Annotated in this window: 22 protein-coding genes; 10 read left to right on the forward strand and 12 right to left on the reverse strand. The window is 71.5% G+C overall.

Features of this window, described 5'->3' with window-relative positions:
- Positions 1 to 21 precede the first annotated feature (21 nt).
- A complete protein-coding gene (locus ACFQPD_RS01065; protein ID WP_385897482.1) occupies positions 22 to 1,431 on the reverse strand; it encodes a DUF222 domain-containing protein in 1,410 nt (469 codons plus the stop codon).
- 116 nt (positions 1,432 to 1,547) lie between these two features.
- On the opposite strand from ACFQPD_RS01065, the gene ACFQPD_RS01070 reads away from it, so the two are divergent.
- Positions 1,548 to 2,828, forward strand: coding sequence for a winged helix-turn-helix domain-containing protein (locus ACFQPD_RS01070; RefSeq protein WP_385897485.1), 1,281 nt, complete (start codon positions 1,548 to 1,550; stop codon positions 2,826 to 2,828).
- Positions 2,829 to 3,009: 181 nt separating this feature from the next.
- On the opposite strand, the gene ACFQPD_RS01075 is transcribed toward ACFQPD_RS01070, so the two are convergent.
- From ACFQPD_RS01075 to ACFQPD_RS01090, 4 genes are all read right to left on the reverse strand, one after another.
- Positions 3,010 to 4,956, reverse strand: a complete 1,947-nt coding sequence (locus tag ACFQPD_RS01075; RefSeq protein ID WP_385897487.1) for a dTDP-4-dehydrorhamnose 3,5-epimerase family protein — start codon at positions 4,954 to 4,956, stop codon at positions 3,010 to 3,012.
- Between the two features lie 24 nt (positions 4,957 to 4,980).
- A complete protein-coding gene (locus ACFQPD_RS01080; RefSeq protein ID WP_385897489.1) occupies positions 4,981 to 5,745 on the reverse strand; it encodes a hypothetical protein in 765 nt (254 codons plus the stop codon).
- Between the two features lie 155 nt (positions 5,746 to 5,900).
- Complete coding sequence (locus ACFQPD_RS01085) at positions 5,901 to 7,706, reverse strand: polysaccharide biosynthesis protein (protein WP_385897491.1); 1,806 nt, start codon at positions 7,704 to 7,706, stop codon at positions 5,901 to 5,903.
- 324 nt (positions 7,707 to 8,030) lie between these two features.
- Complete coding sequence (locus ACFQPD_RS01090) at positions 8,031 to 8,987, reverse strand: hypothetical protein (protein ID WP_385897493.1); 957 nt, start codon at positions 8,985 to 8,987, stop codon at positions 8,031 to 8,033.
- A gap of 106 nt (positions 8,988 to 9,093) precedes the next feature.
- On the opposite strand from ACFQPD_RS01090, the gene ACFQPD_RS01095 reads away from it, so the two are divergent.
- The gene (locus ACFQPD_RS01095) at positions 9,094 to 10,509 is read left to right on the forward strand and encodes a MauE/DoxX family redox-associated membrane protein (protein WP_385897496.1); all 1,416 of its coding nucleotides are present in this window, start codon (positions 9,094 to 9,096) and stop codon (positions 10,507 to 10,509) included.
- A gap of 67 nt (positions 10,510 to 10,576) precedes the next feature.
- Positions 10,577 to 11,086, forward strand: a complete 510-nt coding sequence (locus tag ACFQPD_RS01100) for a peptidylprolyl isomerase (protein ID WP_068752436.1) — start codon at positions 10,577 to 10,579, stop codon at positions 11,084 to 11,086.
- A 344-nt stretch (positions 11,087 to 11,430) separates the two neighbouring features.
- On the opposite strand, the gene ACFQPD_RS01105 is transcribed toward ACFQPD_RS01100, so the two are convergent.
- The 4 genes from ACFQPD_RS01105 to ACFQPD_RS01120 all read right to left on the reverse strand — a co-directional run bounded on the left by ACFQPD_RS01105 (position 11,431) and on the right by ACFQPD_RS01120 (position 15,308).
- On the reverse strand, positions 11,431 to 12,189 hold the full coding sequence (locus ACFQPD_RS01105; RefSeq protein ID WP_385897498.1) for an ABC transporter permease: 759 nt from the start codon (positions 12,187 to 12,189) through the stop codon (positions 11,431 to 11,433).
- Positions 12,186 to 13,118: an ABC transporter ATP-binding protein gene (locus ACFQPD_RS01110; RefSeq protein WP_385897500.1), complete on the reverse strand. Its 933-nt coding sequence runs from the start codon at positions 13,116 to 13,118 to the stop codon at positions 12,186 to 12,188. Before ACFQPD_RS01110 ends, ACFQPD_RS01105 begins: the two co-directional genes overlap by 4 nt.
- Positions 13,115 to 13,456, reverse strand: a complete 342-nt coding sequence (locus tag ACFQPD_RS01115) for a PLD nuclease N-terminal domain-containing protein (RefSeq protein WP_385897503.1) — start codon at positions 13,454 to 13,456, stop codon at positions 13,115 to 13,117. The genes ACFQPD_RS01110 and ACFQPD_RS01115 overlap by 4 nt, the downstream gene beginning before the upstream one ends.
- Before the next feature lie 103 nt (positions 13,457 to 13,559).
- Positions 13,560 to 15,308, reverse strand: coding sequence for a DEDD exonuclease domain-containing protein (locus ACFQPD_RS01120; protein ID WP_385897505.1), 1,749 nt, complete (start codon positions 15,306 to 15,308; stop codon positions 13,560 to 13,562).
- 61 nt (positions 15,309 to 15,369) lie between these two features.
- Between ACFQPD_RS01120 and ACFQPD_RS01125 the strand changes: the two genes are divergently transcribed.
- Positions 15,370 to 15,648, forward strand: a complete 279-nt coding sequence (locus ACFQPD_RS01125) for a hypothetical protein (protein ID WP_385897506.1) — start codon at positions 15,370 to 15,372, stop codon at positions 15,646 to 15,648.
- Positions 15,649 to 15,684: 36 nt separating this feature from the next.
- Positions 15,685 to 16,797, forward strand: coding sequence for an NlpC/P60 family protein (locus ACFQPD_RS01130; RefSeq protein ID WP_385897508.1), 1,113 nt, complete (start codon positions 15,685 to 15,687; stop codon positions 16,795 to 16,797).
- Positions 16,798 to 16,907: 110 nt separating this feature from the next.
- On the opposite strand, the gene ACFQPD_RS01135 is transcribed toward ACFQPD_RS01130, so the two are convergent.
- Positions 16,908 to 17,678 (reverse strand): alpha/beta hydrolase, encoded by a 771-nt coding sequence (locus ACFQPD_RS01135; protein WP_385897511.1) that lies wholly within the window; start codon positions 17,676 to 17,678, stop codon positions 16,908 to 16,910.
- Between the two features lie 240 nt (positions 17,679 to 17,918).
- Between ACFQPD_RS01135 and ACFQPD_RS01140 the strand changes: the two genes are divergently transcribed.
- The 5 genes from ACFQPD_RS01140 to ACFQPD_RS01160 all read left to right on the forward strand — a co-directional run bounded on the left by ACFQPD_RS01140 (position 17,919) and on the right by ACFQPD_RS01160 (position 23,574).
- Positions 17,919 to 18,680, forward strand: a complete 762-nt coding sequence (locus tag ACFQPD_RS01140; protein WP_385897514.1) for a lysophospholipid acyltransferase family protein — start codon at positions 17,919 to 17,921, stop codon at positions 18,678 to 18,680.
- Positions 18,673 to 19,890, forward strand: a complete 1,218-nt coding sequence (locus tag ACFQPD_RS01145; protein WP_385897517.1) for a sensor histidine kinase — start codon at positions 18,673 to 18,675, stop codon at positions 19,888 to 19,890. The genes ACFQPD_RS01140 and ACFQPD_RS01145 overlap by 8 nt, the downstream gene beginning before the upstream one ends.
- Complete coding sequence (locus ACFQPD_RS01150; RefSeq protein WP_141680127.1) at positions 19,887 to 20,564, forward strand: response regulator transcription factor; 678 nt, start codon at positions 19,887 to 19,889, stop codon at positions 20,562 to 20,564. Before ACFQPD_RS01145 ends, ACFQPD_RS01150 begins: the two co-directional genes overlap by 4 nt.
- Before the next feature lie 584 nt (positions 20,565 to 21,148).
- A complete protein-coding gene (locus ACFQPD_RS01155) occupies positions 21,149 to 22,534 on the forward strand; it encodes a class II 3-deoxy-7-phosphoheptulonate synthase (RefSeq protein WP_068752445.1) in 1,386 nt (461 codons plus the stop codon).
- Positions 22,531 to 23,574 (forward strand): threonine aldolase family protein, encoded by a 1,044-nt coding sequence (locus ACFQPD_RS01160; protein ID WP_385897521.1) that lies wholly within the window; start codon positions 22,531 to 22,533, stop codon positions 23,572 to 23,574. The genes ACFQPD_RS01155 and ACFQPD_RS01160 overlap by 4 nt, the downstream gene beginning before the upstream one ends.
- On the opposite strand, the gene ACFQPD_RS01165 is transcribed toward ACFQPD_RS01160, so the two are convergent.
- On the reverse strand, positions 23,575 to 24,774 hold the full coding sequence (locus ACFQPD_RS01165; RefSeq protein ID WP_385897523.1) for a hypothetical protein: 1,200 nt from the start codon (positions 24,772 to 24,774) through the stop codon (positions 23,575 to 23,577). It lies immediately after the preceding gene.
- 112 nt (positions 24,775 to 24,886) lie between these two features.
- A complete protein-coding gene (locus ACFQPD_RS01170; protein WP_385897526.1) occupies positions 24,887 to 25,765 on the reverse strand; it encodes a DMT family transporter in 879 nt (292 codons plus the stop codon).
- Between the last annotated feature and the right edge of the window lie 28 nt (positions 25,766 to 25,793).

Genomic DNA, 25,793 nt, shown 5'->3' on the forward strand with positions numbered 1-25,793 from the left:
CTTAGCGCCCGTGCGCTCACCTCATCCGCCGGCGTCCTCCGCCGGCCCATCTGGAGTCGCGCCCGGGGGCGGCTCGGCCCCCGTCGACCCCGGAGGTCTCAGGAACACCCGCATCCGCCGCGGCGGACTGACCACCGGTTTGCGTGTCACGGGATGGAACGTGATGGTCCACTGGTCGGCGTCCGGATTGAACCGTTGGGGCTCGACCACCGCGTGATGGTGATCGCACAGAGACGCCAGGTTCCCCAGCGACGTGTCCCCTCCCTCGTGCCAGGGAACCACGTGGTGGGCTCCGCACTGGGCATCCGGGACGTTGCAGTGGGGGAAGATGCAGCCCTTGTCCCGCAGCGACATCGCCTTGCGGATGCCGGGGGTGACGAGGCGCTCCGTCCGCCCGACGTCGAGGATCTCCGACGCGCTACCGAGGACGACGGGGGTGAGGTCGGCGTCGCAGCACAGCCGCCGGAGGTCGCTGGGCGCGATCTCTTGCCCGGAGCCGAGCACGCCCACCGCCTCGGCCCGCGACCGCAGGTCGGCCTCCTGCATCACCACGACGATGCGCGGCCGGTCCCCGGCCGCCGTCGGCGCGCCCCGGTGCTCGGTCATCAGCTGGACCACGGCGTCCGCGCGACGCTGCTCCGGCGTCCGCCCCAGGTCTGCCGTGGCATGGTCCCGCAACAGCCGCGGCCCGGGGCGCGTTGCCCGCATGCCCGTGAGCCGGTCCCGCGACTCCCGCCGGTCCGCCGCGACATAAGCCTCCAGCGCCGCCACCAGCGGCGCCGCATCGACGGCGGGCAGGGACCCGCGGAACCAGACCGAGCCGTCGCCGTCGTCGCCCCACGTGAAGTTCCGCCGTGCCCGCGCCCGCCGCGCCTGGGCCTCCACCGCGGCCGCGTGCTGATCCGGCCCGGGCACCTGCTCGGGCGCCACCGCCGCAAGCACCTCCGGCGCCATCGAGGCCAGCCTCCGCGCCGTCGTGGAGGCCGCACGCTCCAGCAGTAACTCCTCCGCCCGCGACACCGCCTCCGCGCCCAGGTCCGCCGGCAGCTGCGCCATCGCCTTCGAGATCGCCGCCGCCTGTTCCCCGGACACCTGCCCGTTCAGAGCCGCGTCCCGCACGGCCGGCCTCGCCGCGACATCACGAGCCCGGAACACCTCCGCCGCCGCCCGCCGCGACTCCAGCTGCTCGTCCACCGCCAGGAACGACGTCAGTGGCGTGCCTGCCGCCTTCATCGACGCCTGGTCCCGGTTCACCTCGTCGGTGAGCACGTCCGCCAGCGCCGACACCCGCTCCGCGACCCGCCGCGCGCGTTGCATCAGCCGGACGCGTTCGCCCGCGCTCAGCGCGGACCGCTCCGCGTGATCCACCTGCGACAGGGCTGACTCCAGCGCGGCGAGCGCCTGGTCTGTCGAGAGCCGCTTCTGAAGCATGGGACTAGTTTAATAGATCGCGTGAGCGAAACAAGGCCGTCGGGCCACCGTTAACAAACCGTTATGCAGGGGCCTGGAACCTCCCGGACCCCATGACCGAGCCTTATCCTGGGCCAATGCCGCGACACCTGCGCAACGCCGACGCCCGCCGCATCGCGATCGCCGCGCAGGGCCTCCACCGCCCCCACGCAGCCGCGCCGTCATCCGCGCCCGACGACAACCCGCCCACCAACCAGCCCACCGCCGCCCAGCTGAACCGCGCCATTAGTCGCATGGGCGTGCTCCAGCTGGACTCGGTCAACGTCTTCGAGCGGTCCCACTACCTCCCGGTGCTGGCCCGCGTCGGCCCGTATCCCAAGCAGGCCCTCGACGCGCTCCTCCACCACGACACCACCGCCGCCTCCAGCAGCAAGACCCCGGCCCGCCCCCGCCTCGGCCGCTACACCGAGTACCTGGCCCACGAGGCCACGGTCATCCCGGTGGCGGACTGGCCGCTGTGGCACTGGCACCGGACGGCGCCGAAGCGCCCCGGCTTCGAGACGTGGGCCGCGGAGCACCACACGCTCATCGACGACGTCCTCGCGGAGTTCACCGACCGCGGCCCGCTGCGAATCCGCGACCTCGACCACCCCCAGAACGTCTCGCTCGGCGGCGGCTGGTGGAACAAGAACGAGGTCCACTGGGCGGCGCAGTACCTGTTCCGTCGCGGCGACCTGGTCGTGGTCGGCCGGCAGCGCTTCGAGCGTGTCTTGGCGCCCGCCGTCGACGTCCTCCCGCCGGAGGCGCACACCCCGATCCCCAGGCGCGACGCCCAGCGCGAGCTCATCCGGCGCGCGTCCGTCGCGCTCGGGGTGGCCACGCTCGACGACCTCGCCGACTACCCGCGACTCAAGATCACCGACGCCCGCCCCGCCGTCGAGTCGCTGGAGGCCGACGGCATTCTCGAGCCGGTGATCGTCGACGGCTGGGCGAAGCCCGCGTGGATGCCGGCGGGCGCCCGCGTCCCCCGGAAGGTGGAGTCGGCGGCGCTGCTCAGCCCGTTCGACCCGCTGATCTGGTACCGGCCGCGGGCCGAGCGGCTGTTCGACTTCCACTACCGCATCTCGATCTACACCCCCGCGGAGCAGCGCGAGCACGGCTACTACGTGCTGCCGGTGCTCATCGACGACGAGGTCGTGGGCCGCGTGGACCTCAAGAGCGACCGCAAGGCCGGCGTCCTGCGCGTGCAGCACGCGCACATCGAACCCGCCCACGCCGACCGGGCCGGCGAGCTGGCCGAGCGTGTGTGGCCGCTCCTGCGGTCGGCGGGGGAGTGGCAGGGGTTGAGCGAGGTCGCGCTGACGGGCCCCGGCACCAGGACCCCCGCCCTGAGGCGCACCCTAACGACCGTTCCCTGAGGAGGCCCGCCGGCGAACCGGCGATCGCCCCCCTCGATCCCTGAGGAGGCCCGCCGGCGAAGCGCCGATCGTCTATCCCGATCCCTGAGGAGGCCCGCCAGCGAAGCGCCGATCGCCCCCTCGATCCCTGAGGAGATCGACGCGAAGCGGCGATCGTCTCGAAGGGTCGTAACCCCAACCCTCACGCCATCCGCGACAACGCCCCGACGATGACCTCCAGATGTCCGTCGATCGCCCGCGCCGTGACCCCCGCGGCCTCGGCGCCCCGTCGATACGGGTCCGCGACCTCGTCGCTCTCCTCAGACGTCCGGTGCCGCCACAGATAGTCGACGACGCCATCCAGCGTCGTGCCCTCCGGCGCGTCCGCCAGCACCCGCGACACATGCCCGATGACGAACGCCTTCCGCCCGAGCCCGGGCCACTCGTCGAGGATGTAGCGGCGGTGCTCGGCGGCCATGGTGAGGATCAGGTCCGCGTCCTCGACCATCTGGCGGGTCAGCTGGCGCGCCACGTGCGCGTCCGGCTCCCCGCGACCGTGCAGTTCCGCGGCCATCGGCGGGTCGATGCCCTCACCGACCAGCGCTCGGATCCCGGCGGAGGCGAATTCGAGCCCCGACGGCGCCGCGGCGTTGGCCGCGACGTCCGCGTACGCCGACCGGCAGATGTTGGCCGTGCACACGAACAGCACCCGGAACGCCCCCCGGGGGACGGCCCGTGCGGGGGCGACGTCCGCGGACCCAGCCGCCCCGGGCCCTGACCCGCCCGGGACCACAGCGTCCGAGGCGGAGGCACCCCCGACCGACCCGCCCCGCGGCACATGGTCCGTCAGTTCCAACCAGCTGTTCCCGGGACGGAACCCGGTGGCTTTGATCCGCGCGAGGTCGAGCAGCGCCCCGGCCCCGGCGTCGCCCCCGGCTCCTGCGTCCACCAACCCCGGATCAGCGCCCATGACGAGGTAGATCCGGCGCGCGGCGTCCAGCCAGCTCACGGCCCTGCCATCACCGGTCAGGTTGTACACCCCGGCCTCGGCGCCGACGTCGAGCAGATGCCGGATCCCCGCCACCACCTGCGACGCGTACGTCAGCCTGCCGCGCGCGTCACCGTCGACCGTGAGAGGCCGGCCGTGGCGAGCGGCGGCGACGGTGTCGTGCAGGAACCCCTCGTCCGGCCCGAGCACCCAACCGGTGCGCACGATGAGGTGTCGCGGCACCCCGCCGGCGACCACCTCGGCAACGGCAACCGCCTGACCATGCCCGGTCGCGAGGATCAGCCGATCGGTCTCCGCGTGCTCGGGTGCGTCCCGCTCGAAGGAGCAATCGGCGGACACCTGCACGTAGCCCAACCCGTGCTGCCGTGCCAGGCCCGCGAGCCGCTGCGCCCGTCCCGCGACGACGGACCAGCCCGGTGGATCCCAGGCAACCCCACCAGCCCCACCGACGGCGTGCACCACCGTCGCGTACTCGGTCACGTCGAGCTCGGCGTCGAGCGCCGACGACGGCACTCCGGTCGCACCCGGCCACGCCCCGAGCAGCGCCCGGCCCAGGGGAGTATCGGTTCCCGCGATGAGCGTGCGCCGCGGCGGATAGGGCGTGGCGTCGGCCAGCAGCGGGTTGAGGGAGTCGCTGTGGGAGACGATCGCGCGGTCGCGGCTGATCGGCCACGGGATCGCGAGCCGCGGGTCGAAGAGGTCGACCGTGGAGTACCGCTTCCGCGCCTCCGGCGTCCAGTGATGGTCGAGCAGCACGGCCATCGTGGTGTGGTCCTCGAGGATCTGGTGCGCGTTGGCCACGCCGCGGGGGACGAAGACGGCGACGGCGGGGTCGAGGTCCGCGGTGACGGTCCGGCCGTAGCTCGCCCCGGGGCGCAGGTCCACCCAGGCGCCCATCGCCCGGCCCCGCACCACGGTGATGAGCCGGTCCCACGGCTCGGCGTAGAAGCCGCGCGTGACACCGCGCTGTTCGACGTGGCGGACGTTGAACTGCACCGGGTGGAAGTCGGGCAGCCCGAGCGCGGTCATCGTGGCGCGGTGCCAGCTCTCCTTGAACCAGCCGTCGTCGTTGTACTGGACCCCCAGGTGCAGGACGAGCAGGCCCGGGATCTCGGTCTGGTTGATGCGGAGTTCGTGCACGGGTCCCTTTCGGAGGGTGCTGGGCTAGCTGAGCTGGTCCACGACCTGCTGCGCGATGTGGGCCTGCGCTTCGCTGGACAGCGTCTCGCCGTCGCCGACGCCGGGCTGGCCGACGTCGACGAACGTGCCGTCGACCGCCTCGACGCCGGCGCGGATGGTGCGGCCGTGGAGGGTGAGCCAGTACTCGGCGGTGTCGTCGGTGGTGACGGGGTTGATCGCGATGAGATCGGCGTCGGGGAGTTCCTCGCGCAGTGCCTCGAAGTAGGCGGCGGCGGGCTCTGCCAGGCTGTAGTCGCCGTCGGCGGTGCCGCCGAAGGTGACGACGACGTCCGGCCCGGCCTCGACGATCGCGGAGATGCTGTCGATGAAGGTGGCGCAGGGGCCGGCCTCGCACGAGCGGGGCACGGAGAGGTAGCCGCGGCCGGGAGCGGAGAGGTTGACGACGTCGCCCCAGCCGAGTTCCTCGGCGGCGGTGCCGACCCAGGTGTCGGCCTCGTCGCCCACGGAGTTGGAGTCGCCGATGATCACGACGGTGGGGCCGGTCCCTGCCGATGCGCCAGGGTCCTCGCTCGGCTCGGGGCCGGGGGAGGGGCTGGCTGAGGATTCCGGATCGGGCAAATCGACGGCCGACGGTGTGGCGCTGCCGACGGCGGGGGTCGACGACGGCGCGGGCGAGGCCTCGACGCCGCCGAACCGCGTGAGCGCCAGCGCGCTGAGGATGAGGGCCACGAGACCGAGGACGATGAGGCCGACCACGCTGAGCGTGCCGGCGTTGCGCAGTGCCTTCATGTCCCTCTTCCCGGCCGATGAGCCTGAACCCAGAGTCACGTTATTGTAGGCGGACGATGGGCCGCTAGCGGTGGCACAATCTGCCCTGACAACGCATCGTGCTCATGCGAGGCGGCGGACCCACGACGGCTGAGTTCCATTACTGCCGTGACGCGTCAGGCGGAATTCGTCAGACGACCCAGCGACGCCGTCGACTCCTCAATCCGTGCGGTCCGTCTGTGGGACGGAAGCTCACTTGGGTCGAGTGCCGGTACCGGGACTTGGCTGATGAGCGGGTGGGCGCTGGGTGCGCGGTCCTCGGCGTCGCTGAGCAGCACTTCGTGCAGCTTCTCGCCCTGGCGGAGCCCCGTGAAGTGGATCTCGATGGCCTGTCCGGACTCGGCGATGAGCCGCTCGGCGACGTCGACGATCTTGACGGGCTGCCCCATGTCCAACACCAGCACCTCGCCGGGACGTCCGATGGCGCCCGCCTGAAGCACCAGTTCGCAGGCCTCGGGGATGGTCATGAAGTAGCGGGTGACGTCGGGATGGGTCACAGTGACAGGACCACCGCGCTCGATCTGAGCCTTGAAGGCGTGGAGCACCGATCCACGGGATCCGAGAACGTTGCCGAATCGGACCGAGACGTACGGGAGTTGGTACTCGTCGGCGAACCAGGCCGTGAGCTGTTCCGCGAGCCGTTTGGTTCGCCCGAGGGTCGAGGATGCGTCCGCTGCCTTGTCTGTTGAGATGTTGACGAAGTGCCTGACTCCGGCGTCGTGAGCGCACTTCAGGACGTTGAGGCTGCCAAGGACGTTGGTCTTCCACCCCTCATCGGGGAAGCGCTCCAGCATCGGGAGGTGTTTGAGCGCTGCCGCGTGGAACACGACGTCGGGCCTGTGGTGTGTGAAGACCGCGCACAACGCCTCATGGTCGCGGATGTCACACAGCACCATGTCGTCGGTGTCGAGCAGCCCGTTTCCATAGATGTCCAGCTGGACGCTGTGGAGAGCTGACTCGTCACGGTCGAGAAGGATCAATTTCGATGGGCCGAGTCTGTGCAGCTGGCGGGCGAGTTCGGCGCCGATGGAGCCGCCGGCTCCGGTCACCAGAACCGCCTTGCCCGTGAGGTAATCGGCGATCGCCCCGAGATCCGTCGTGACCGGTCGTCGGCCGAGGAGGTCCTCGACGCTGAACTGACGCAGCGACGACAGAGAGATCTGGCCGCCGATCATCTCGCGGACCGGCGGGATCACGACCAGCGCAAGACTGTGCGCCTTGCATAGGTCCGAGACGCTCTGGATGAGTTGGGGCGAGGCGTTCGAGATGGCGAGGATCACCAGTTCGGCGCCGCGATCGCGCGCCACGGACACCAGGTCTCTGCCGAGCCCCTGCACACGGTAGCCACGGACGCGCAGCCATCGCTTGGTGGGGTCGTCGTCGACGAAGCCGACGATCCGGTAGGGCGAGACCTCGGCCTTGTCGACCAGCATCGCCACCTGGTGGCCGGCCTCTCCGGCGCCGTAGACGATGGCCGGGACGGCGTCGTCGCTGAGCGTGCGGGGCAAGCTGGACGTCAGCATCATGCGGAACAGCCAGCGGCCCGCAGCCATGAACGTCAGCGCCAGCGGCGGGGCCATGAGGGCGATGCCGCGCGGGAAGTCGGGCGAAACCACGCTCAAGATCAGGCCGAGAGGAATACCGGTCAGGAGGACCAGGCCGCCGACCCAACTCGCCTCGCTGAAGGATCCCACCCGACTGCGACCGAGGTACACGTGGGTGACGAGGCCGAGCGCAGCCTGAAGGGTCATGGCGGCCGCTGTGTAGAGGAGCGACCACGACCACTGGGCCGTGGTCAGCCGCAGGTCGTATCGGATGATGACGAACACCAGCAGCGCGATCATCCACGAGATGAGGTCCCATGCCATCAGGAGCGAACGGCGCCAGAACGAGGGCAGTCCGATGATGTGCTTCGTCACCACCTGCGTGACCGTTGGCCGGGCAGGTGACCCCCCAAGGTCCCCCGGCTCGTAGCTGACAAAGTAGTTTGTTTCTCCACGAATCTTCATTCCACCCGGCTCCCGTGAGCGCCTCCTACGCACCCGCAGGTCAAGACGGGGCGTGGGTCGGCAGCTGCTCAGCGTGGATCCCGCTGGAGATGACGGTAGGCGGGGGCGGGGTCATTTTCGGCTCATGACGGAGCTTGACGGGGAGGTTCCGTACGAACTGGTACAGCGGCTGACGGGACAAACGAGGGCGGCGCCCCCATGGTGGGAGCGCCGCCCTCGTCGTCGGGTCAGCTGCGACTAGCGCTGGGCCTTCGTGAAGCCCGCGGCCTGTGCCGCCTCCTCCGACTTGAACCACACCTCGGCGATCGTCCGCTCATAGCCGGCGCTGCCCTCGAGGTGGTACTTCTTCGACCGCTCGTTGCCCTTGATGGTGAAACCCTCCGGGGGCTCCGAGCCGACGTACGCGTCGTCACCGTAGGCCGATGCCGTCGCCGCGACTCCGGGCTCCTCCACCGGCTCCGGGGTGCCGCCGTCGTGGTACGGCTGATCCTCGGCGGTGGTCTCCGACAGCACCGCATCCTCCGCGGCCACCGCTTCCTCGACGTCCGCCGACTGGGTGTCGTTGGCGATGTCCTCGGCCGGCGTGGCCACCTCGTCGGGCTCGCCCTCGGGGGCGGTGTCGGAGGCGAACTTCGCCGCGTTGGAGAAGGTGTCGTTGTTGTTGACGTACGCCTTCGACGGCTCGTGCGCCGTCCAGCCGTCGTCCTTCGGGGCCAGGAAGTGCCGGACCGCAGCGACGGCGCCGGCGACGATGGCGGAGATGGCGAGGAACTTGCCGAACGCCTTCATCTTGCTCTTCTTGGGCTTGACCCCCAGCTCACCCTTGAGGGCGGCCACAGCGGCCGTGCCGCGCTTCGTGGCCTCGGCGACAGCCGGCGAGGCCGCCGCGTGGTGCAGAGCTTCCTGCAGCTTCGGCAGAAGATCGTCTTCGAGCCTCTCCCGGGCTGCGTCGACCGCGGGGGCGACCTTGTCGAGGGCGTCCTTGATGCGCGGCTCGAGGTCGTCCAGACGGCGCGCGGCGAAGTCCGCGCTGCGGACCTTCGCGTCGTGCAGCAACGGGCCGGCCTGCAGGCGGGCCTCGTCGAGCAGGATCTGGGCGCGTTCGATGCCTTCCTTGAGTGCGTGCTGGCTGTACTCGGCGGCGGCGGCAGCGGACTCAGCGGCGGCCTTCTTCAGCTCTTGTGACTTCTTCACAAGTACCTCCCATGGTTGTGGCTCGTAGTCGAGCAGTTCCACGCTACCGCTTTGTGGGGTTCGCGCAAGGGGGTTCGGGGGTCAGGGGATCGGCAATAATCCATTCGTGAGCTATCTGGTGCTGGGGAACCTGGCCGTCGCCGTCCTGCTGGCCATCTCGGGGGCGGCCAAGCTCCGCTCCCCGGAGGAGACCCGCGACGCGTTCCAGGCCCTCCGCCTGCCCGGATGGCTGCGGCGGTCCCCGGCGCCCGTGCTGCTGCCGTGGGGGGAGCTGGCGCTGGCTGTCCTGCTGATCGTGGGCGCGGGATGGGTGCTGGTGATCGCCGCGGCGGCGGCCACGCTGCTGATGGCGGCGTACACCGTGGTCATCGCGCGGGCCCTGACCTTCGACGAGCCCGTCCGCTGCCACTGCTTCGGGGCGCTCGGCGGCGACGGCGTGACCCGCCGAACCCTGCTGCGCAACGTGCTGCTGCTGGTGACGTCGGTGCTGGGGCTGGTGGGCGCGGTCACCGGGGTGTCGATCTACGCGCAGCCGGCCGCCGGGTGGGGATGGATCGCGATGGCGGCGCTGGCGGCCGTGGTGGCGGTGCTGTCGCTCGCGGGTGGCGGGGAGTCGCCGTCGGGCGGGGTGGCGTCGGTGGCGCCGACGCTCACGATCTGGGAGGTCTCGTCGGGGGAGAGGATCACGCTGCGCAAGCTGGCCGCCCGGCACGGCGGGATCGTGCTGCTGTCGGTGGTCTCCGGCTGCGGCGGCTGCGAGCGCGTGCTGGCGGCCCTGCCCGGCTGGCTGGCCGAGAACCCTGGCCGCACCGTCGTGCCGATGAGGCCCGCGGGGCACGCCGTCGACGACCCCAAGTGGGAGAGCCTCGCGCTGCTGCACGAGGACTGGGGGTCGAACGTGGCGCACACGCTGGTGGGGTCGCGGACGCCGTCGGCCATCGAACTCGACGCCGCGGGCGTGCCGGTGGGGGAACCGGCCGTGGGGCCGGCGGCGGTTGAGGAGCTGATCCGGGGGCGGGTCGAGCCCGAGCCCGCCGTCGAGGCTCCTGCGGCGCCCGTGGAGGAGGAGCCGGACGACTACGTCCGCCGTCCCATCCCGGACGCCGTCCTCATCGACGCCGACGGCGAACCTCTGACCCTGCGCCAGGTCGCGTCCCAGCAGGCGCAGCTGCTGGTCACCATCGACTGCCTCTGCTCCCCGGCACGCCACGCGATCGCCAGCATCACCGAGTGGCAGCAGCGACTGCCCGTGCTGGAGGTGCGGCTCGTTCCGTCAATCCGGCCCCGGGACCCCGCCGCCGTCCCCGCAGAGGTGCAGTCCACCGCGCTGTACGACCACGGCGGATTCGCCGCCCGGGCGCTCGGGGCCACGGGGAAGGTCGCGGCAGTGCTGCTCGGCGCCGACGGGCTGATCGCCGGCGGCCCGGTCACGGGACTCGAGGCGGTGGAGGACTTCGTCGCAGACATCGAGGACCAGATCCGCGCCGCGGCCGCCGAGAGCGAGGTCCCGCCGTCGGAGTGACGGCGCGGGGCTTGCCCGCTCTGCCAGACTGGAGCAGTCCATCTGGAGGCAACCGAAAGGACCCAGCGTGAGCACCGCTACGCTCCACACCAACCACGGCGACATCGTCATCGAGCTGTTCGACGACCACGCCCCCAAGACCGTCGAGAACTTCGTCGGGCTGGCCACCGGCGCCAAGGAATACGCCGACCCGTCCACCGGGGAGAAGACCACCGGCAACTTCTACGACGGCCTCACCTTCCACCGCGTCATCGATGGATTCATGATCCAGGGCGGCTGCCCGCGCGGTGACGGTCGCGGCGGGCCGGGCTACACCTTCGGTGACGAGTTCCACCCCGAGCTGAGCTTCAACAAGCCCTACCTGCTCGCGATGGCCAACGCCGGGCCGGGCACGAACGGGTCGCAGTTCTTCATCACGGTCGCGCCGACGCCGCACCTGAACCGTCGCCACACCATCTTCGGTGAGGTGAAGGACGAGGCGAGCCAGAAGGTCGTGGACGCGATCGCGACGACGAAGACCTCCTTCGGTGACAAGCCGGTCGAGCCGGTGGTGATCGAGAAGGTGACGGTCGCCTGACCTAACTCGCGGACGCCCGTCGGCTGATGCCGGCGGGCGTTTTCCGTCCCCCGCTCCCTGAGGAGGGCCGTCCGCGAAGCGGCGTGGCCCGTCTCGAAGGGTCGTGGCCCGAGTTGTCCGCGGGACTGCCTGTGGGTGAGAGTTACGACCCTTCGAGACGCCTGCGGTCGCTCCGCGACGCGGGCTCCTCAGGGAGCGAGTGGACGCCCGCGGTCGCTCCGCGACGCGGGCTCCTCAGGGATCGGGGCGTGAGAGTTACGACCCTTCGAGACGCCCGCCGTCGCTTCGCGACACGGGCTCCTCAGGGATCGGGGAGGCGACGCGGGCTCCTCAGGGATCGAGAGTCAGAGTTCGCGGCGCTCGAAGACCTTCACCGCGGCCCACACCAGCACAGCCGTGAGGATCGCCGTCGTCACCGCCGGCCACAGCACCTCGACCTCCAGGTCCGCGCCCAGCGCCGCCGGGGCGCCCGCCATCCCCGCGGGCGTCCAGCGCAGCATCGGACCCCAGACACCCGAGAGCATCAGCAGGAAGAAGAACCCCAACCCGATCCCGGCCGCTCCCGCGCCCGAATCGACCGCGGCCGACCCCAGCAGCACCACCGCCACCAGCAGCAGCGCGAACAGGAGCCAGGCCGCCGTCGCCGCCACCAGCGGCCCGAACGGGGCGTCGGGGAACCAGATGAGCGTGAGCCCCCAGGTGATGAGCATCGTCAGCGCGGTCGCCGCGACCAGGAGGATCGCCGTCGATACGAACTTCGCGAGCACGAACCCCGCCCGCGACACCGGCTTGGTCAGCACCATGATCGACGTCCCCACCCGCTTCTCGCCGGAGATCGCCCCGCCGAGCGCGATGATGAGTGCGAAGACCACCAACTGGCTCAGGTTCTTCGTCCACTGCGCGTAGGAGTCCACCCAGGTGGGATCGGGCAGCATCCCGGCGAACACGTCGCCACCCAGCGACGCCAGCAGCTCGGCCGTGTACGCCGCCGTCGGCGGTCCCGACACGGCGGAGAAGAGCAGGATCCCTGGCACCACCCAGATCCGCCACGTCCGCACGATCTCCAGCAGATCCTTCGCCAGCAGCGCCCGGAAGCTCCTCACCGGTCCACCCCCACCAGTCCGACGAACACGTCCTCCAGCGACACCTCGAGCTCGTCGAAGCGCCGCAACCCCAACCCGAGGCGGGCCAGCAGCCCGGGCAGGGCCTGGCGGGCGGCGTCGAGGTCGTTGACGACGACGTCGGTGGCCTGCCCGTCGTGGGGCACAGGCGTGTGCCGCACGCACCACGGCTCGGCCTCCAATGCGGCGACCAGCGCGCCGATGCCGTCGGTCACCGCGATCCGCACCGTCGTCGACCCGCCGTGCGAGCGCCGCAGTTCGTCGACGGTGCCCTGGACGACGAGGCGGCCGCGGTCGAGGACGGCGACCTGGTCACAGACGCGTTCCACATCGCCCAGCAGGTGGCTGGAGAACAGCACCGTGGTGCGGCCGCGCAGCGAGGCGATCATCTGCAGCACATCCGCGCGCCCGAGCGGGTCGAGGGCCGACGTCGGCTCGTCCAGGATCAGCAGGTCAGGGGCGTTGATGAGCGCCTGCGCGATCCCCAGCCGCTGCTTCATGCCGCGCGAGTAGCCGCCGACAGGGTTGCGGTTGCCCGCCAGGCCGGCCATGTCGAGCAGAGCGTCCGTCCGCTGAGTGAGCTGGGGCTCGGGGATCGCGAACAGCGACCCCGCGAACCGCATGAACTCCGCGCCCGTCATCCACGGATAGAACCCGGGCACGTCCGGCAGGAAGCCGACGCGGGCGTGGATGGCGTCGCGCTCGGTGGAGGTGTCGCGGTTGAAGATGCTGGCGCTGCCCGCCGTCGGCGGGGCCAGGCCGAGGAGGATCCGCAGCATCGTCGTCTTGCCGGCTCCGTTGGGGCCGAGGAACCCGAACACCGACCCCTCGGGAACGGTGAGGGACACGCCGTCGAGGGCGCGGACGGTGCCGTACTGCTTGGTGAGGTCGCGGGTCTCGACGACGCTCACTTGTCGTCCTCGCGGTCGCCGTACAGGAGGTCGACGGTGTCGTCGGCGCGTTGCCGGGCCGCGCGACGGGCTGGCGGGGTGGGCTCGTCGTAGCTCGCACCGACGGCGCGGGCGCGGCCGCGGCGCGCGATGAGGAACGCGATGGGGCCGAGGATCTGCAGGAACAGGATGAGCGCGAGCCACACCCACCTGTTGGGCGGCGGCATGTGCGTCTCGGGGGTGCGGGCCCATGCGAGCAGCGCAATCACGAGGAGCGCCATCTCAACCACGACCAGGACGCCGAGGGCGACGAGCAGCCCGACGGGGAGGTCGGCCAGGTCGGCCAGGTCAGGATTCATGGCGGTGCCTTCCGTGCGGTGCCGCGGGCTGGCGTCGTCGCCCGCCCCGTGTGATCACCGTAGTGCCGGGCAGGTTCCGCCGGCGCTGAGGCGCGCGGAGGGGTCAGGAGGCGAGGCAGATCGCCGGCTCCAGCGGCAGGCACGGCTCTGGGCCGAGCAACTCCGCCGCCAGCGCGCCCTCGGGCAGCCCGGCGTTGACGGGCCAAGCCCAGTCGCCGTCGGTCTCGATGAGCCGCACCCCGGGCAGCTCCAGCCACGCCGCGATCCGCTCCGCCTCCTCGACGCTGCCCGCCGGCAGTCCCCCGCTGGGTGGCAGGACGGTCTCGGCGGTGGCGGCGGCCTCCTCGGCCGCGAGCCGAGCCCGGGCCGACGGCGCCGTCGTGGCCGCCGCGAGCTTGCCGTAGCGGATGACGTGGATGTCCCACCCGTGCGCGGACGGCACCGCCGCGACCAGCTGCCGGCACAGGGCCAGCGACCGGATCCGGTGGAACCTGATGGAGGTCCGGTAGTAGGCGGTCAACCGGTCCGAGATCGTGCCGGCCTCCTCGAACCGCTCCTGCTCGACCAGCTTGCGCATCCGCAGCCGCACGCTGCGCAGGACGGGGCGGACGTCGCTGAGCCAACTGTCGGTCACGGCCTGCGCGATCGCGGGATACGCGGCGGCGCCGTCGCCCAGCCGGCACGGCGCGACGCAGCGCCCCATCTCCGCCAGCGCGCACGCCGTCGACTCCTTCCGCGGCGACAGCCGCGTGGTGCAGCGGCGCAGGAGGAAGGCGTCGTAAAGGGTGAGGGCGGCCTCCTCGGCCGCGTCGCGGGAGCGGAAGGGGCCGAAGTAGGTGCCGTCCTCGCGGACCTTCGTGACGATCGACAGCCGCGGAAACGCCTCGTCGGTCAGCTTGAGCCAGCTGATCTTGCGCTGGTTCTTCGACCGGCGGTTGTAGCGCGGCGCCAGCGACTCGATCATCCGCAGCTCCCGCACCTCCGCCTCGAGGTCCGTGGCGCACGGCACGAACTCCACGCCGGACGCCACCCGCACCATCTCGTGGATCCGCCCGCGCTTCTCCGCCGCCGAGAAGTAGGACCGCACCCGGCGGCGCAGGTTGGTGGACTTGCCGACGTAGAGCACCTCCCGCTTCGCCTCGCCCTCGGGCGTGGTCGAGTCCGCGTAGAAGTAGTAGACGCCCGCGCACTCCGGGGCGTTGCTCGCCCACGTGCGCTTGGCCCGGCGGTCCGGCGACACCTGCAGCGCGAACTCCGTCAGGTCCTCCAACGTGTGCACGCCGAGGTTGCCGACCCGCTCCAGGAGGCCGTGCAGGACGTCGACGGTGGCGCGGGCGTCGCTGAGCGCCCGGTGGTTGGGCTCGGTGGCGGCGCGGAAGTACCGCGCGAGGGTGGCGAGCTTGCAGTTGGGCACCTCGTCGCGCAGCAGGGCGGTGCGGGCCAGCGCGACGGTGTCGACGACGGTGGGGCGCGGCCACGGCATGCCCAGTTCCTCGTAGCCGCGGCGCAGGAAGCCGGTGTCGAAGCGGGCGTTGTGCGCCACGATCACCGCCCCGGCCGCGAACTCCGCGAACGCGGGCAGCACCTGCGACGGCGGGGGAGCGGACGCCACCATCTGGTTCGTGATGCCGGTGAGGACCTGGATCATCGGCGGGATGGGCGCCGATGGCCGCACCAGCGTCTGGAACTCGCCGACGACCTGCCCGCCGCGGACCTTCACCGCGCCGACCTCCGTGATCTCCGAATCGGCCCCGCCCCCCGTCGTCTCCAGGTCCACCACCACGAAGGTGACGTCCGAGAGATGCACACCGAGGTCCTCGAAGGACGGCTGTGCGGGGGAGATGTCCGGCATGGGGCAGACAGTAGAAGGTGGGGGTGACAGAAATGTCGGAGGGTGGGGGCAGGGTGGCGCCATGGCAACTCTCCATGTTGATTGCACCACCTGCTCCGCCCGAGGCGCCGGGTGCGCCGACTGCGTGATCTCGCTGCTGCTCGGGGCGCCGGACGACGTCGGGCTCGAGGACGAGGAGCGCAGCGCGCTGGCCGTCCTCGCCGACGCCGGACTGGTTCCGCCGCTGCGGTTGGCCGGGGCTGCCGGCTCGCCGGGCGACACGCCGGTCCCACTGGGGGTCCAGCCCGGGGTGGGGAGACGCATCGACGAGCAGTTTGAGAAGAGCCTGAAACGCGCTTAAGATTCTCTCAGATTTGTCCTTCCATCTGGAGATGACGTGAACCGAGTTCGACTCGCTATTGCCGCCGGCCTGGCAGCCGCCATCCTCGCCACCTCGGGCATCGCCGCCCAAGCCGATCCAGCAGCGGTGGAGAAGGCGCGTGAGGAACTGGCCCGGATCCACCAGGAGGCCTCGGCGATCGACCAGCAGCTGATCGAGGCCCACGAGCGCGTGCAGCTGGCCGAGGCCAAGCTCAAGACCCTGACCGCGGACCTGCAGGTGCAGGAGGCGAAGGTCGCCACCCTCGCGGACCAGATGGGCGACGTCGCCGCGCTGCAGATGCAGCAGGACTCCATCAGCGTCACCGCCCAGCTGCTCGCCAGCGGGTCGTCGGACAACTTCCTCAGCGGCCTGGCCACCTACCAGAGCGAACTCGAGCGCTCCAACGCCGGCGTGCAGCAGCTCCAGCTGGACCAGGCCAAGCTCAACACTCTCCGCGAGGACGCCGCCGCGACGGAGGCTGCGCTGCAGAAGGACGTCGCGGCCAAGACCGAACTGGCGAAGTCCTACGACGCGAAGGAGGTCGCCGCCCAGCGCGTGTACGACCGCCTGTCCGCGGAGGAGCGCGAGCGCCTCGCCCGCATCGAGGAGGAGCGCCAGCGCGCCGCCGAGGAGGCGCAGCGCCAGGCCGAGGCCCGCGCGGCCGCCGCGGCGGGCACGAGCCGGTCGCGGGACACGGCGGCGACATCGTCGTCGGCCGCCGCGTCGTCGAGCGCTCCGGCTGCCGAGACTGCGGTGAGCAGCGGGCCGGCGTCGTCGCGGGCGCAGGGCGCGGTCAACGCGGCGCTGGCCAAGGTCGGCAGCCGCTACGTGTGGGGCACCTCCGGTCCCAGCACCTTCGACTGCTCGGGCCTCACCAGCTACGCCTATCGCCAGGTGGGGATCACGCTGTCGCGGTCGTCGCGGGCGCAGTACTCCGGCGCCGGTTACCGCGTGCCGCTGTCGGACATCAAGCCCGGTGACCTCGTCTTCTACTACAGCCCCGTCAGCCACGTCGCGATGTACATCGGCAACGGGCGCATCGTCCACGCCGCCAACCCCCGCACCGGCGTCAACACCGCCGGCCTGCACTCGATGCCGATCACGGGCGTGCGCCGGGTCGTCGGCTGAGTCGCGGGTCCGCGCCGCAGCACGAATAGCAGCAGAACTCGACCCCCGATGCCCTCTACGGGCTCGGGGGTCGAGTGTGTCTGCGATTGGTGCCGTCGGTGGCGCGAGGGCTAGCTCAGCGATGCGATGAACCGCCGCGACTCCGCCACGATCAGGTCCGCGTCGTGGTCCAGCGTCGCGACGTGGTAGCTGCGGTCCAGCGACGCCACCCGCACGTCGCGCACGTCGCGGCGGATCAGCTCGGCGCTCAGGTCGTCGACGACGTGGTCCTGCGGCGAGCGCATCAGCAGCACCGGCGCCTCGACGCCACGCAGCCCGGCCCGCGCCTCACGCCACAGATCCGTCATCGAGCCCAGGCTGCGCACGGAGAACTTGGGATAGGCGGGCTCGACGACGTCGGGCTTGGCGATGTCCGACGCGATGCCCTTCTGCGGCGGCACCAGCCACCGCAGCCGGGACGCGACGGCGATTCGGAGATCCCGCGACGCGATCGCCGGGTTCACCAGCATGACACCCGCGACCTTGTGCCGCGCGGCCAGGCGCAGCGCCAGCGCCCCACCCATCGACAGCCCGCCGACGAACACCAGTCGCCGCTCCGCCGCCAGGTGCAGGTAGGCGTCCTCGACGGCGGCGTACCAGTCCCACCACCGCGTGCGCGCCATGTCCTGCCACGACGTCCCGTGTCCCGGCAGGCGAGGGGCGACGACGCGGGCGCCGGCCCAGCCGTCGTCGGGTGTCGCGAGCGCCTCCGCCCAGGGCCGGATCGAGGCGACGGACCCGGTGAAGCCGTGGGCGAGCACGACGCCGACGTCGCCGTCGCCGAGGTGCAGCGGGCGGGCTTCGGGCCAGACGTGGGGCGCGGGACGGCGAGAGGAGAACATGGCTTGAGGATACGGCGCGGTCGGTGTCGCGGGGGCGTCGCCGTCGGGGGACTTGTCGCGCCGTCGGGGACGCAGCACGAATGACAGGGTTACTCGAGTGCCGAGGCGATATAGGGGGTCGGTGGGGAAGTTCGACGGCGTGTCGTGCAGGAAGGGGTGGGGATCCGTCAGGCGCGGGGCGGGTCGAGGAGGTGTCGCGCGGGCGGGGCGGGGACCGGAGGGTCCCCTAGACTGCCGGGCATGTGGTACCGCTTCTTCAAGGCCCTCATCTTCCATCCCCTGGTGCGGTTCGGCTACCGCGCCAAGGTCATCGGAGCTGAGAACTTCCCCCGCACCGGCGGCGCCATCTTGGTCAGCAACCACATCGGCGCGCTCGACTCCCTCGTCGTGCCCGCCATGATGCCGCGACCCCTCACGTTCCCCGCCAAGGCCGAGCTCTTCACCGGCCAGGGCGGCGTCGGCGCCAAGATCATCGCCTGGTTCCTCAAGGTCGTCGGCATGGTTCCCATGGACCGCAGCGGCGGCCGCGCCAGCGCCGACGCCCTGGGCGCGATCTCCGACCAACTCGCCGCCGGCAACGTCGTCGCCATCTACCCCGAAGGCACGCGATCCCCGGACGGGCGCCTCTACAAGGGCAAGACCGGCATGGCGCGGATCGCGCTGCAGAACGACGTCCCCATCATCCCCGTCGGCGTCGTGGGGACGAAGTCCTACAAGGGCCCGTTCGGGATCCCGTGGGCCAAGCGCCCCGTCGTGCGCATCGGCAAGCCCCTGCGGTTCCCCGAGTTCGCCCACGCCCCCGGCAACACCAAGGTGCTGCGCTGGGTGACCGACGAGGTGCTCGCCTCCATCCAGGCGCTCACCGGGCAGGAATACGTCGACGTCTACGCCACCCGCGTCAAGTCCGGCGACCTCAAGGACGGCGGCTCGGACGCCTTCGTCCTGCCGCGCCCAGGGGGCGGCGACAAGCCGCAGCTCGAACCCAGGGACGCGGGTGCCTGAGCAGGCCCTCACCACCACGCGCCGGGCCCGGTCCGCGGCATGGCCGGGCGGCCAGGCCGTCGTCGGCTTCCGTGACCGATACGACCTCCTCGGGCGCGTCTACGCCGTCGCCGTCGTCGCGCGCTCCCTGCTCGGGCTCCATGCCGTCTTCGTCAACATGTTCTACGTCATCCCCTACTCGTACGGCCCCATCGGCGTCACGGCGGCGTCGGTCGCACTCACGGTCTGGCACGTGTTCATCTCCTGGTGGATGATGGACCCGGCCAACCGGACCGTCCGCGCGCACCTCGCCGACCTCGGCATGACCGTCACCATCATCCTGTACACGGTGCTGGTCGTGCCGCCGGGCGGGTCGCCGCTGTCGATGGCCGGGTACTGGGCCGCTGGCTGCGCCGCGTACGCCGCGATCTTTCTCTCCACGCCGTGGGGGGTCGTGTTCGCACTCGCCACCTCGGCAGCACTCCTCGGCGTGCCCGAGCACTTCGAGCTGCAGCGCCTCGGCGCGTCGTTCGTCACCGTCGTCCTCATCGCCTGCCTCGGCGTCCTCATCCAGCAGTTCCGCGCCACGATCATGGAGCACGAGCGCGAACGCGTCCGGACCGCGGCCCTGGCCGAGCGCGAAAGACTGTCGCGGATCGTGCACGACGGCGCCCTCCAGGTCCTCGCGCTGGTTGAGCGCGAGGGACCCGAGATGGGGGAGCGGGGCGCGCGGCTCGCGGCGCTGGCCCGCGAGTCCGAGGCGCAGCTGCGGGCGCTGCTGCAGGACCGCGAAGTCGTGGACGCTGACCATGACAACCTCGTCGACCTCGCCGCCGCCCTCGACAAGTACCAGTCCGCCCGCGTCACCGTCTCCACCATGGCCAGCCTGGTCATGGCGCCTCGCGCCGTCGTCGACGAGGTGGAGTCGGCGCTGAGCGAGATCCTCACCAACGTCCGCAGCCACGCCGGCCCCGACGCGCAGGCCTGGATCCTGCTGGACCAGGAAACGGACCGCGAGGTGATCCTCTGGGTCCGCGACAATGGGGTCGGCATGAGTGCCGAGCAGGTGACCCAGGCGGCCGAGGCCGGTCGAATGGGCATCAAGGGCTCCATCGTCGGCCGCATCACCGCCCTCGGCGGGAGCGCGCTGCTGAAGTCGTCGCCCGGTGCCGGTGCCGAATGGGAACTGAGGATCCCGATCGACGTCGAGGCAGGAGACCGCGCCAGATGATGAACACCCAGGCACCCATGCGGCGCCGCGTGATGCTCGTCGACGACCATCCCATGTGGATCGAGGCCCTGAGCGAGGACCTGTCCGAGGAGGGCTTCGACATCGTCGCGGTGGCCAAGAACGGTACCGAGTGCCTCGCCCGGGCGCGGGCGACCCGGCCCGAGGTCGTGGTCATGGACCTGCAGATCCCCGAACCCGACGGCGCCACCTGCATCGAACACCTCCTCGGCGAGCTGCCGGACCTGCAGGTGCTGGTGATGTCCGCCTCGGGGGAGCGCGACGACGTCCTGCGCGCCATGAAGGCCGGCGCCAAGGGCTACCTGGTGAAGTCCGCGTCGAAGGCCGAACTGATCGACGGCGTCCGCCGCACCGCCGCCGGCGACGCCGTGTTCACGCCCGGGCTCGCGGGGCTGGTGCTCGGAGAGTTCCGGCGCATGGTGAGCACGGCGCGGTCGCTGAATCAGGAGGGGCCGGTCCTGACGTCGCGGGAGATCGAGGTGCTGCGGCGCGTCGCGAAGGGCATGGCGTACCGGGAGATCGCGGACGAGCTGTTCGTGTCGCACCGCACGGTGCAGAACCACGTGCACAACGTGCTGAGGAAGCTTCAGCTGCATAACCGCGTGGAGCTGACGCTGTACGCGATCGACCAGGGGCTGCACGACCCTTCGGAGTAGGGCGTTCAGCTGCCGGGGTTGGGGGATCGACGCCTGCGGCGTCGGCTTCGAGACTCGCCCGGCTGCTGCGCACCGGGCGCGACCTCAGCGAGCGGGGAAGGCGTCGGCTTCGAGACTCGCCCGGACGGCTGCGCCGTCAGGCGCGACCTCAGCGAGCGGGGAAGGCGTCGGCTTCGACCCAAACGCTCGCCGCGCCACCTGCACGACACGCCGTCGAAGTGCGCGCTCAACGTCCTATGCCGGGCTGGGGTCCGAGTGGGGCTGCTATTCGTGCTGGGGTTGGGGGATCGACGCCTGCGGCGTCGGCTTCGAGACTCGCCCGGACGGCTTCGCCGTCGGGCGCGACCTCAGCGAACGGACTGGCGCGACCTCAGCGAACGACTGGCGCGACCTCAGCGAACGAATGGCGCGACCTCAGCGAACGAATGGCGCGACCTCACCGAACGAATGGCGCGACCTCAGCCAGCGGAACGGCGCGACCTCAGTGGGCGGGCCGGGGTCACCTCAGCGAGCCGGGGGAGCGAGGGGTCCACGGGGGGTCCGCGCGGCGGGGCCCGTTCCGACGGTGCAGTAACCTACGCACCATGTCGAGCATCATCTCCCGGGAAGAACTGCGCGCGCTGCCGATGATCCAGCAGCCGACCTACCCGGATCAGGCCGCCCTGGATCGGACGATCGACGCGCTCGAAGCGCTGCCCCCGCTCGTCTTCGCCGGCGAATGCGACGACCTGCGCCTGAAGCTCGCCGAGGTCGCCGAAGGCCGCGCCTTCCTGCTGCAGGGCGGCGACTGCGCGGAGACGTTCGACGCCGTCACCGCCACCAACATCAAGTCCAAGCTGCTCGTCCAGCTCTCCATGGCCGTCGTCATGACCTACGCGGCGCAGGTGCCCGTGGTGAAGGTCGGCCGCATCGCCGGCCAGTACGCCAAGCCGCGCTCCAAGGACACCGAGACCCGCGGCGACGTCACCCTCCCCGCCTACCGCGGCGACGCCATCAACGGCTTCGGCTTCACCCCCGAGGACCGCGCCCACGACCCCCAGCGCCTGCTGCGCGTCTACAACGCGTCGGCCGCCACGCTCAACCTCGTCCGCGCCTTCGTCAAGGGCGGCTTCGCCGACCTGCGCGGCGTCCACACCTGGAACGCCCAGTTCGTCCGCGACTCCTCCGTCGAGGCCGAATACGAGGAGCTGGCCTCCGAGATCGACCGCGCGCTCGCCTTCATGGTCGCGTGCGGCGTCCACGACGACTCGCTGTCCACCGTCGACTTCTACGCCTCCCACGAGGCGCTGCTGCTCGAGTACGAGCGCGCGCTCACCCGCGTCGACTCCCGCTCGCAGGAGCTCTACACCTGCTCCGGCCACATGCTGTGGATCGGGGAGCGCACCCGCCAGCTCGACGGCGCGCACGTCGAACTGCTGCGCCGCGTGCAGAACCCGCTCGGCATCAAGCTCGGCCCCACCACCACCCCTGAGCAGGCCATCGAGCTCGCCGACCGCCTCGACCCCGACCGCGTTCCGGGCCGCATCACCTTCATCACCCGCATGGGCGCCAAGAAGGTCCGCGACGTCCTGCCGGGCGTCATCTCCGGCATCGAGGCCACCGGCCGGAAGGTTGCCTGGGTGTGCGACCCGATGCACGGCAACACGTTCGAGGCCGCCAACGGCTACAAGACGCGCTCCTTCACCGACGTCGTCGACGAGGTCAACGGCTTCTTCGACGTCCACGAGCAGCTCGGCACCTGGCCCGGCGGCTTGCACGTCGAGCTGACCGGCGACGACGTCACCGAGTGCGTCGGCGGCATCTTCAACCTCGGCGAGGACGACCTGGCCAACCGCTACGAGACGGTGTGCGACCCACGTCTCAACCGCAACCAGTCGTTGGAGCTGGCGTTCACCGTCGCCAAGCGCCTGCGCTCGGGGCGGCTGGGCCGTGTGAACCCCGTCCAGGAGTTCAGGGCCAAGGAACTGTGACCGGACCCCGCGACGTGATCGACCTGCGTTCCGACACCGTCACCCGCCCCAGCGCCGCGATGCTCGCGGCCATGGCCGAGGCCCCCGTCGGCGACGACGTGTACGGGGAGGATCCCACGGTCGCGGAGCTTGAGGCCGAGGTCGCGGGGCTGTTCGGCAAGGAGGCGGCGCTGTTCTGCGCCACCGGCTCGCTCAGTAACCTGCTCGGCGTCTGGCTGCACACCGCACCCGGCCGCGAGGTCCTCTGCGACGCCTACGCCCACATCGCCCGCGCCGAGATGGGCGCCCACGGTGCGCTGCACGGCGTGACGATGCGCACCTGGGTGTCCGAGCGCGGCCGCCTCGTCGCCGACGACGCCCTCAACCTGGTGGCGGTCAACTGCCGGCCCTACCTCGTCGAGACCGCGTGCCTCGAGGTGGAGGACACGCACAACTTCGGCGGCGGCACCGTGCAGGACTACGCGCAGCTCGTCGCCCTGAGCGACGGCGCCCGCGACCTCGGCGTCGCGACGCATCTCGACGGCGCCCGCCTCGCCAACGCGGTGGCCGTGACCGGCCGCCCGCTCAGCGACTACGGCCGCCTGTTCGACACCGTCAGCTTCTGCCTCTCGAAGGGTCTTGGCGCCCCTATCGGCAGCGTGCTGGTGGGCACCGCCGAGCAGATGTCGCGGGCGCGGGAGCAGCGCAAGCGCCTGGGTGCCGGGTGGCGGCAGGCGGGCGTGCTCGCCGCGGCCGGCCTGGTCGCGGTGCGGGAGAACATGGGCCGCATCGTCGACGACCATCGCGCCGCCCGCACCCTGGCCGCCGCCATCAACGAGGCCTGCCCGGGCGCCGTCGACGAGGCCGGGGTCGAGACCAACATCGTGCTCATCCCGACGCCGGGAGCGCCGGCGATCACGGCGCGGCTCGCCGAGCGCGGCGTGCGGATCAGCGTGCTCGGCCCGACGTCGCTGCGTGCCGTCACCCACCTCGACGTCACCGAGGAGCAGTGCCGCGAGGCCGGGGCCGTCATCGGCGCCGAGCTCGCCTCCCTGGCCTGATCAGCGCCCGGCCAGCTCCGGGAGCGGGCGCGGCCACGCCCCCAGCTGCTGCCACACGAAGTCCGGCACGCGCCCGAAGAAGCCGTGCAGGAACTGGGACGCGCGATCGATGTCGTCGGGGAGCCACTGGCCGCCGTCGCCCACCCGGATCCGCGACCCCTCGACCTGGAACGACGGCGCCCGCACCGCCAGCATCCACTCCATCTGCCGCTGGTGCACGACGTCGGACGCGAACCTCGGGTTCGGGCAGCGGACCTTGAACCGCCGGTTGAACTCCTCCCACTCGAACGACTGCGCCGCCCCGAACAGGCCCCAGTTGACGCTGATGTCGCCGAACGGGAACGTCGTGCGGAACTCGCACAGCTCCTCGCTGTGCCGGCGGGTCTCGGTGTGCGTGCGGCCCTGCGCGTCGGTGCGGGTGTGGGTGGTCTCCCACTCGTGGCGCAGCCGCACGAAGGGAATGCCGGCGTTCTCGGAATGGATGATGTCGACGGCCTTGTGGTTGCGGCCGCCGCCGGTGTGCTCGAGGAGTTCCAGGTACGAGTCGTCGCGGGGGACGTAGGTCCAGGAGGGGCGCTGGTGGAAGCTGAGCGACGACGGCGGCGGGGGAGCCGCGAACTCCATCGCCCGCGACGCCCGCAGCCGGGCGCGGACCGCCGCGAGGATCTCGATCGCCGCGGCCAGCTGGTCGGCCTGCTTCGGCGCGTCGATGAGGACGAGCCGGTCGCCGTCGACGCTCACCCGGTACGGGCCCGCCAGCGCGGGGGCGGCGGCCTCGGCCAGGATCGCCGCGTACTCGGCGTCGGGTGCCGACGCCGTCACCGGCCCGAGCGTGACTAAATCGCCGAGCCGCAGCTGGGGCGCGTCGCCGTGGGACACCTCGCCCTCCATGAGGCTGTGGGGCAGTGGCATCGTGACGACGTACCCGCCCGAACGCCACTGCGAGCTCTTGTAGCGGAACGCGGAGAACGGGGTGCCGTCGGATGCCTGCCCGGTCACCTGGTCGTCCACGGAGCGGCTGAAGCCGAGCCCGAACGGCGGCACGTTCAGCCCGAACGCCACCGCGATCGACGGTGACGTGACGAACGTCCAGCCTCGCTCGCGCAGCTGCTTGACGTACAGGTGCCGGTGGATGCCCCACGCGGCGGCGCCGATGACGACCGCTCCGATGATGAGCATGAGCAGTAGGCCGAGATCCATGCCGACGATTGTGACAGGGCCCGCGGTCACGCCCGTCGGGCGTGACGTAACTCACACCAGGGAGCATATGCAGCCGCAATCCGGCCGATTGCCACGACTGATGTGAGTTCTGTCACGCGTTCGCCCGGCGACCCGGCAGGACGGCGAGCAATAGGGCCGCGATCACGAGCCCTCCGCCGACCACCATGGTCGCGGTGACCGCCTCCAGCCCTGCCGCGACCGAGAACACCGCCGCCCACACCGGCTCCGTGCACATGATCACCGCGGCCGGCGTCGCGGCGACATGGCTCTGTCCCCAGCTCTGCAGCAGCAGTGCCACCGCGCCGCACACGATCCCCAGGTACAGCAGCTGCGCCCATGTGCCCGCGTCCGCGGGCAACGGCTCCCCGAGCAGCGGCCACGCCACCAGACTCACGACGGCACCCGCCGCCGCCTGCGCCACCGTCAGCTGCGTGACGTTGCGGCGCGTCACCCGCCGCCCCAGCAGCACGATGTGCACCGCGTAGATGCCCGCGCTCAGCAGCGTCAACGCCGCCCCCGCGGCGAAGTTCGACGACTCGCCCTCGTGCCCGGCGGCGAGCACGGAGATCCCCGCGACCGTCACCGCGACCGCCACCCACGTCGCGACCGGCTGCCGGTGCCGGAGGAACACCGCCGTGATCAGCGCGGTGAACACCACGTAGGTGGCGGTGAGGAAGCCGGTCGTCGACGGCGCGATGAGCCGCAGCCCGAGCGTCTGCGTCGCGAGCCCCGCCGCCAGCAGCAGCCCCAGCCCGCCGCCCGCGACGGCGTCGCGCCACGGCATGCGCAACCGCCGCGGGAACATGAGCGCGATGGCCGCCCCAGTGAGGATGAGCCGCAGCGTCACGACCCCGAGCGGGGACAGCGCGCCGAACGCGCTCTTGGCCACCACGACGGTCGAGCCCCACGCGACCGCGGCCGCCAGCAACGCGGCGACGGGCAGCCAGGCGCCGCGGGTGGTGGGGGTCACGGCGGCAACCGTAGCGCACGGCGCCGGG

This window comes from Tessaracoccus sp. O5.2 (genome assembly GCF_964266725.1).
Classification (GTDB): Bacteria; Actinomycetota; Actinomycetes; order Propionibacteriales; family Propionibacteriaceae; genus Arachnia; species Arachnia lapidicapta.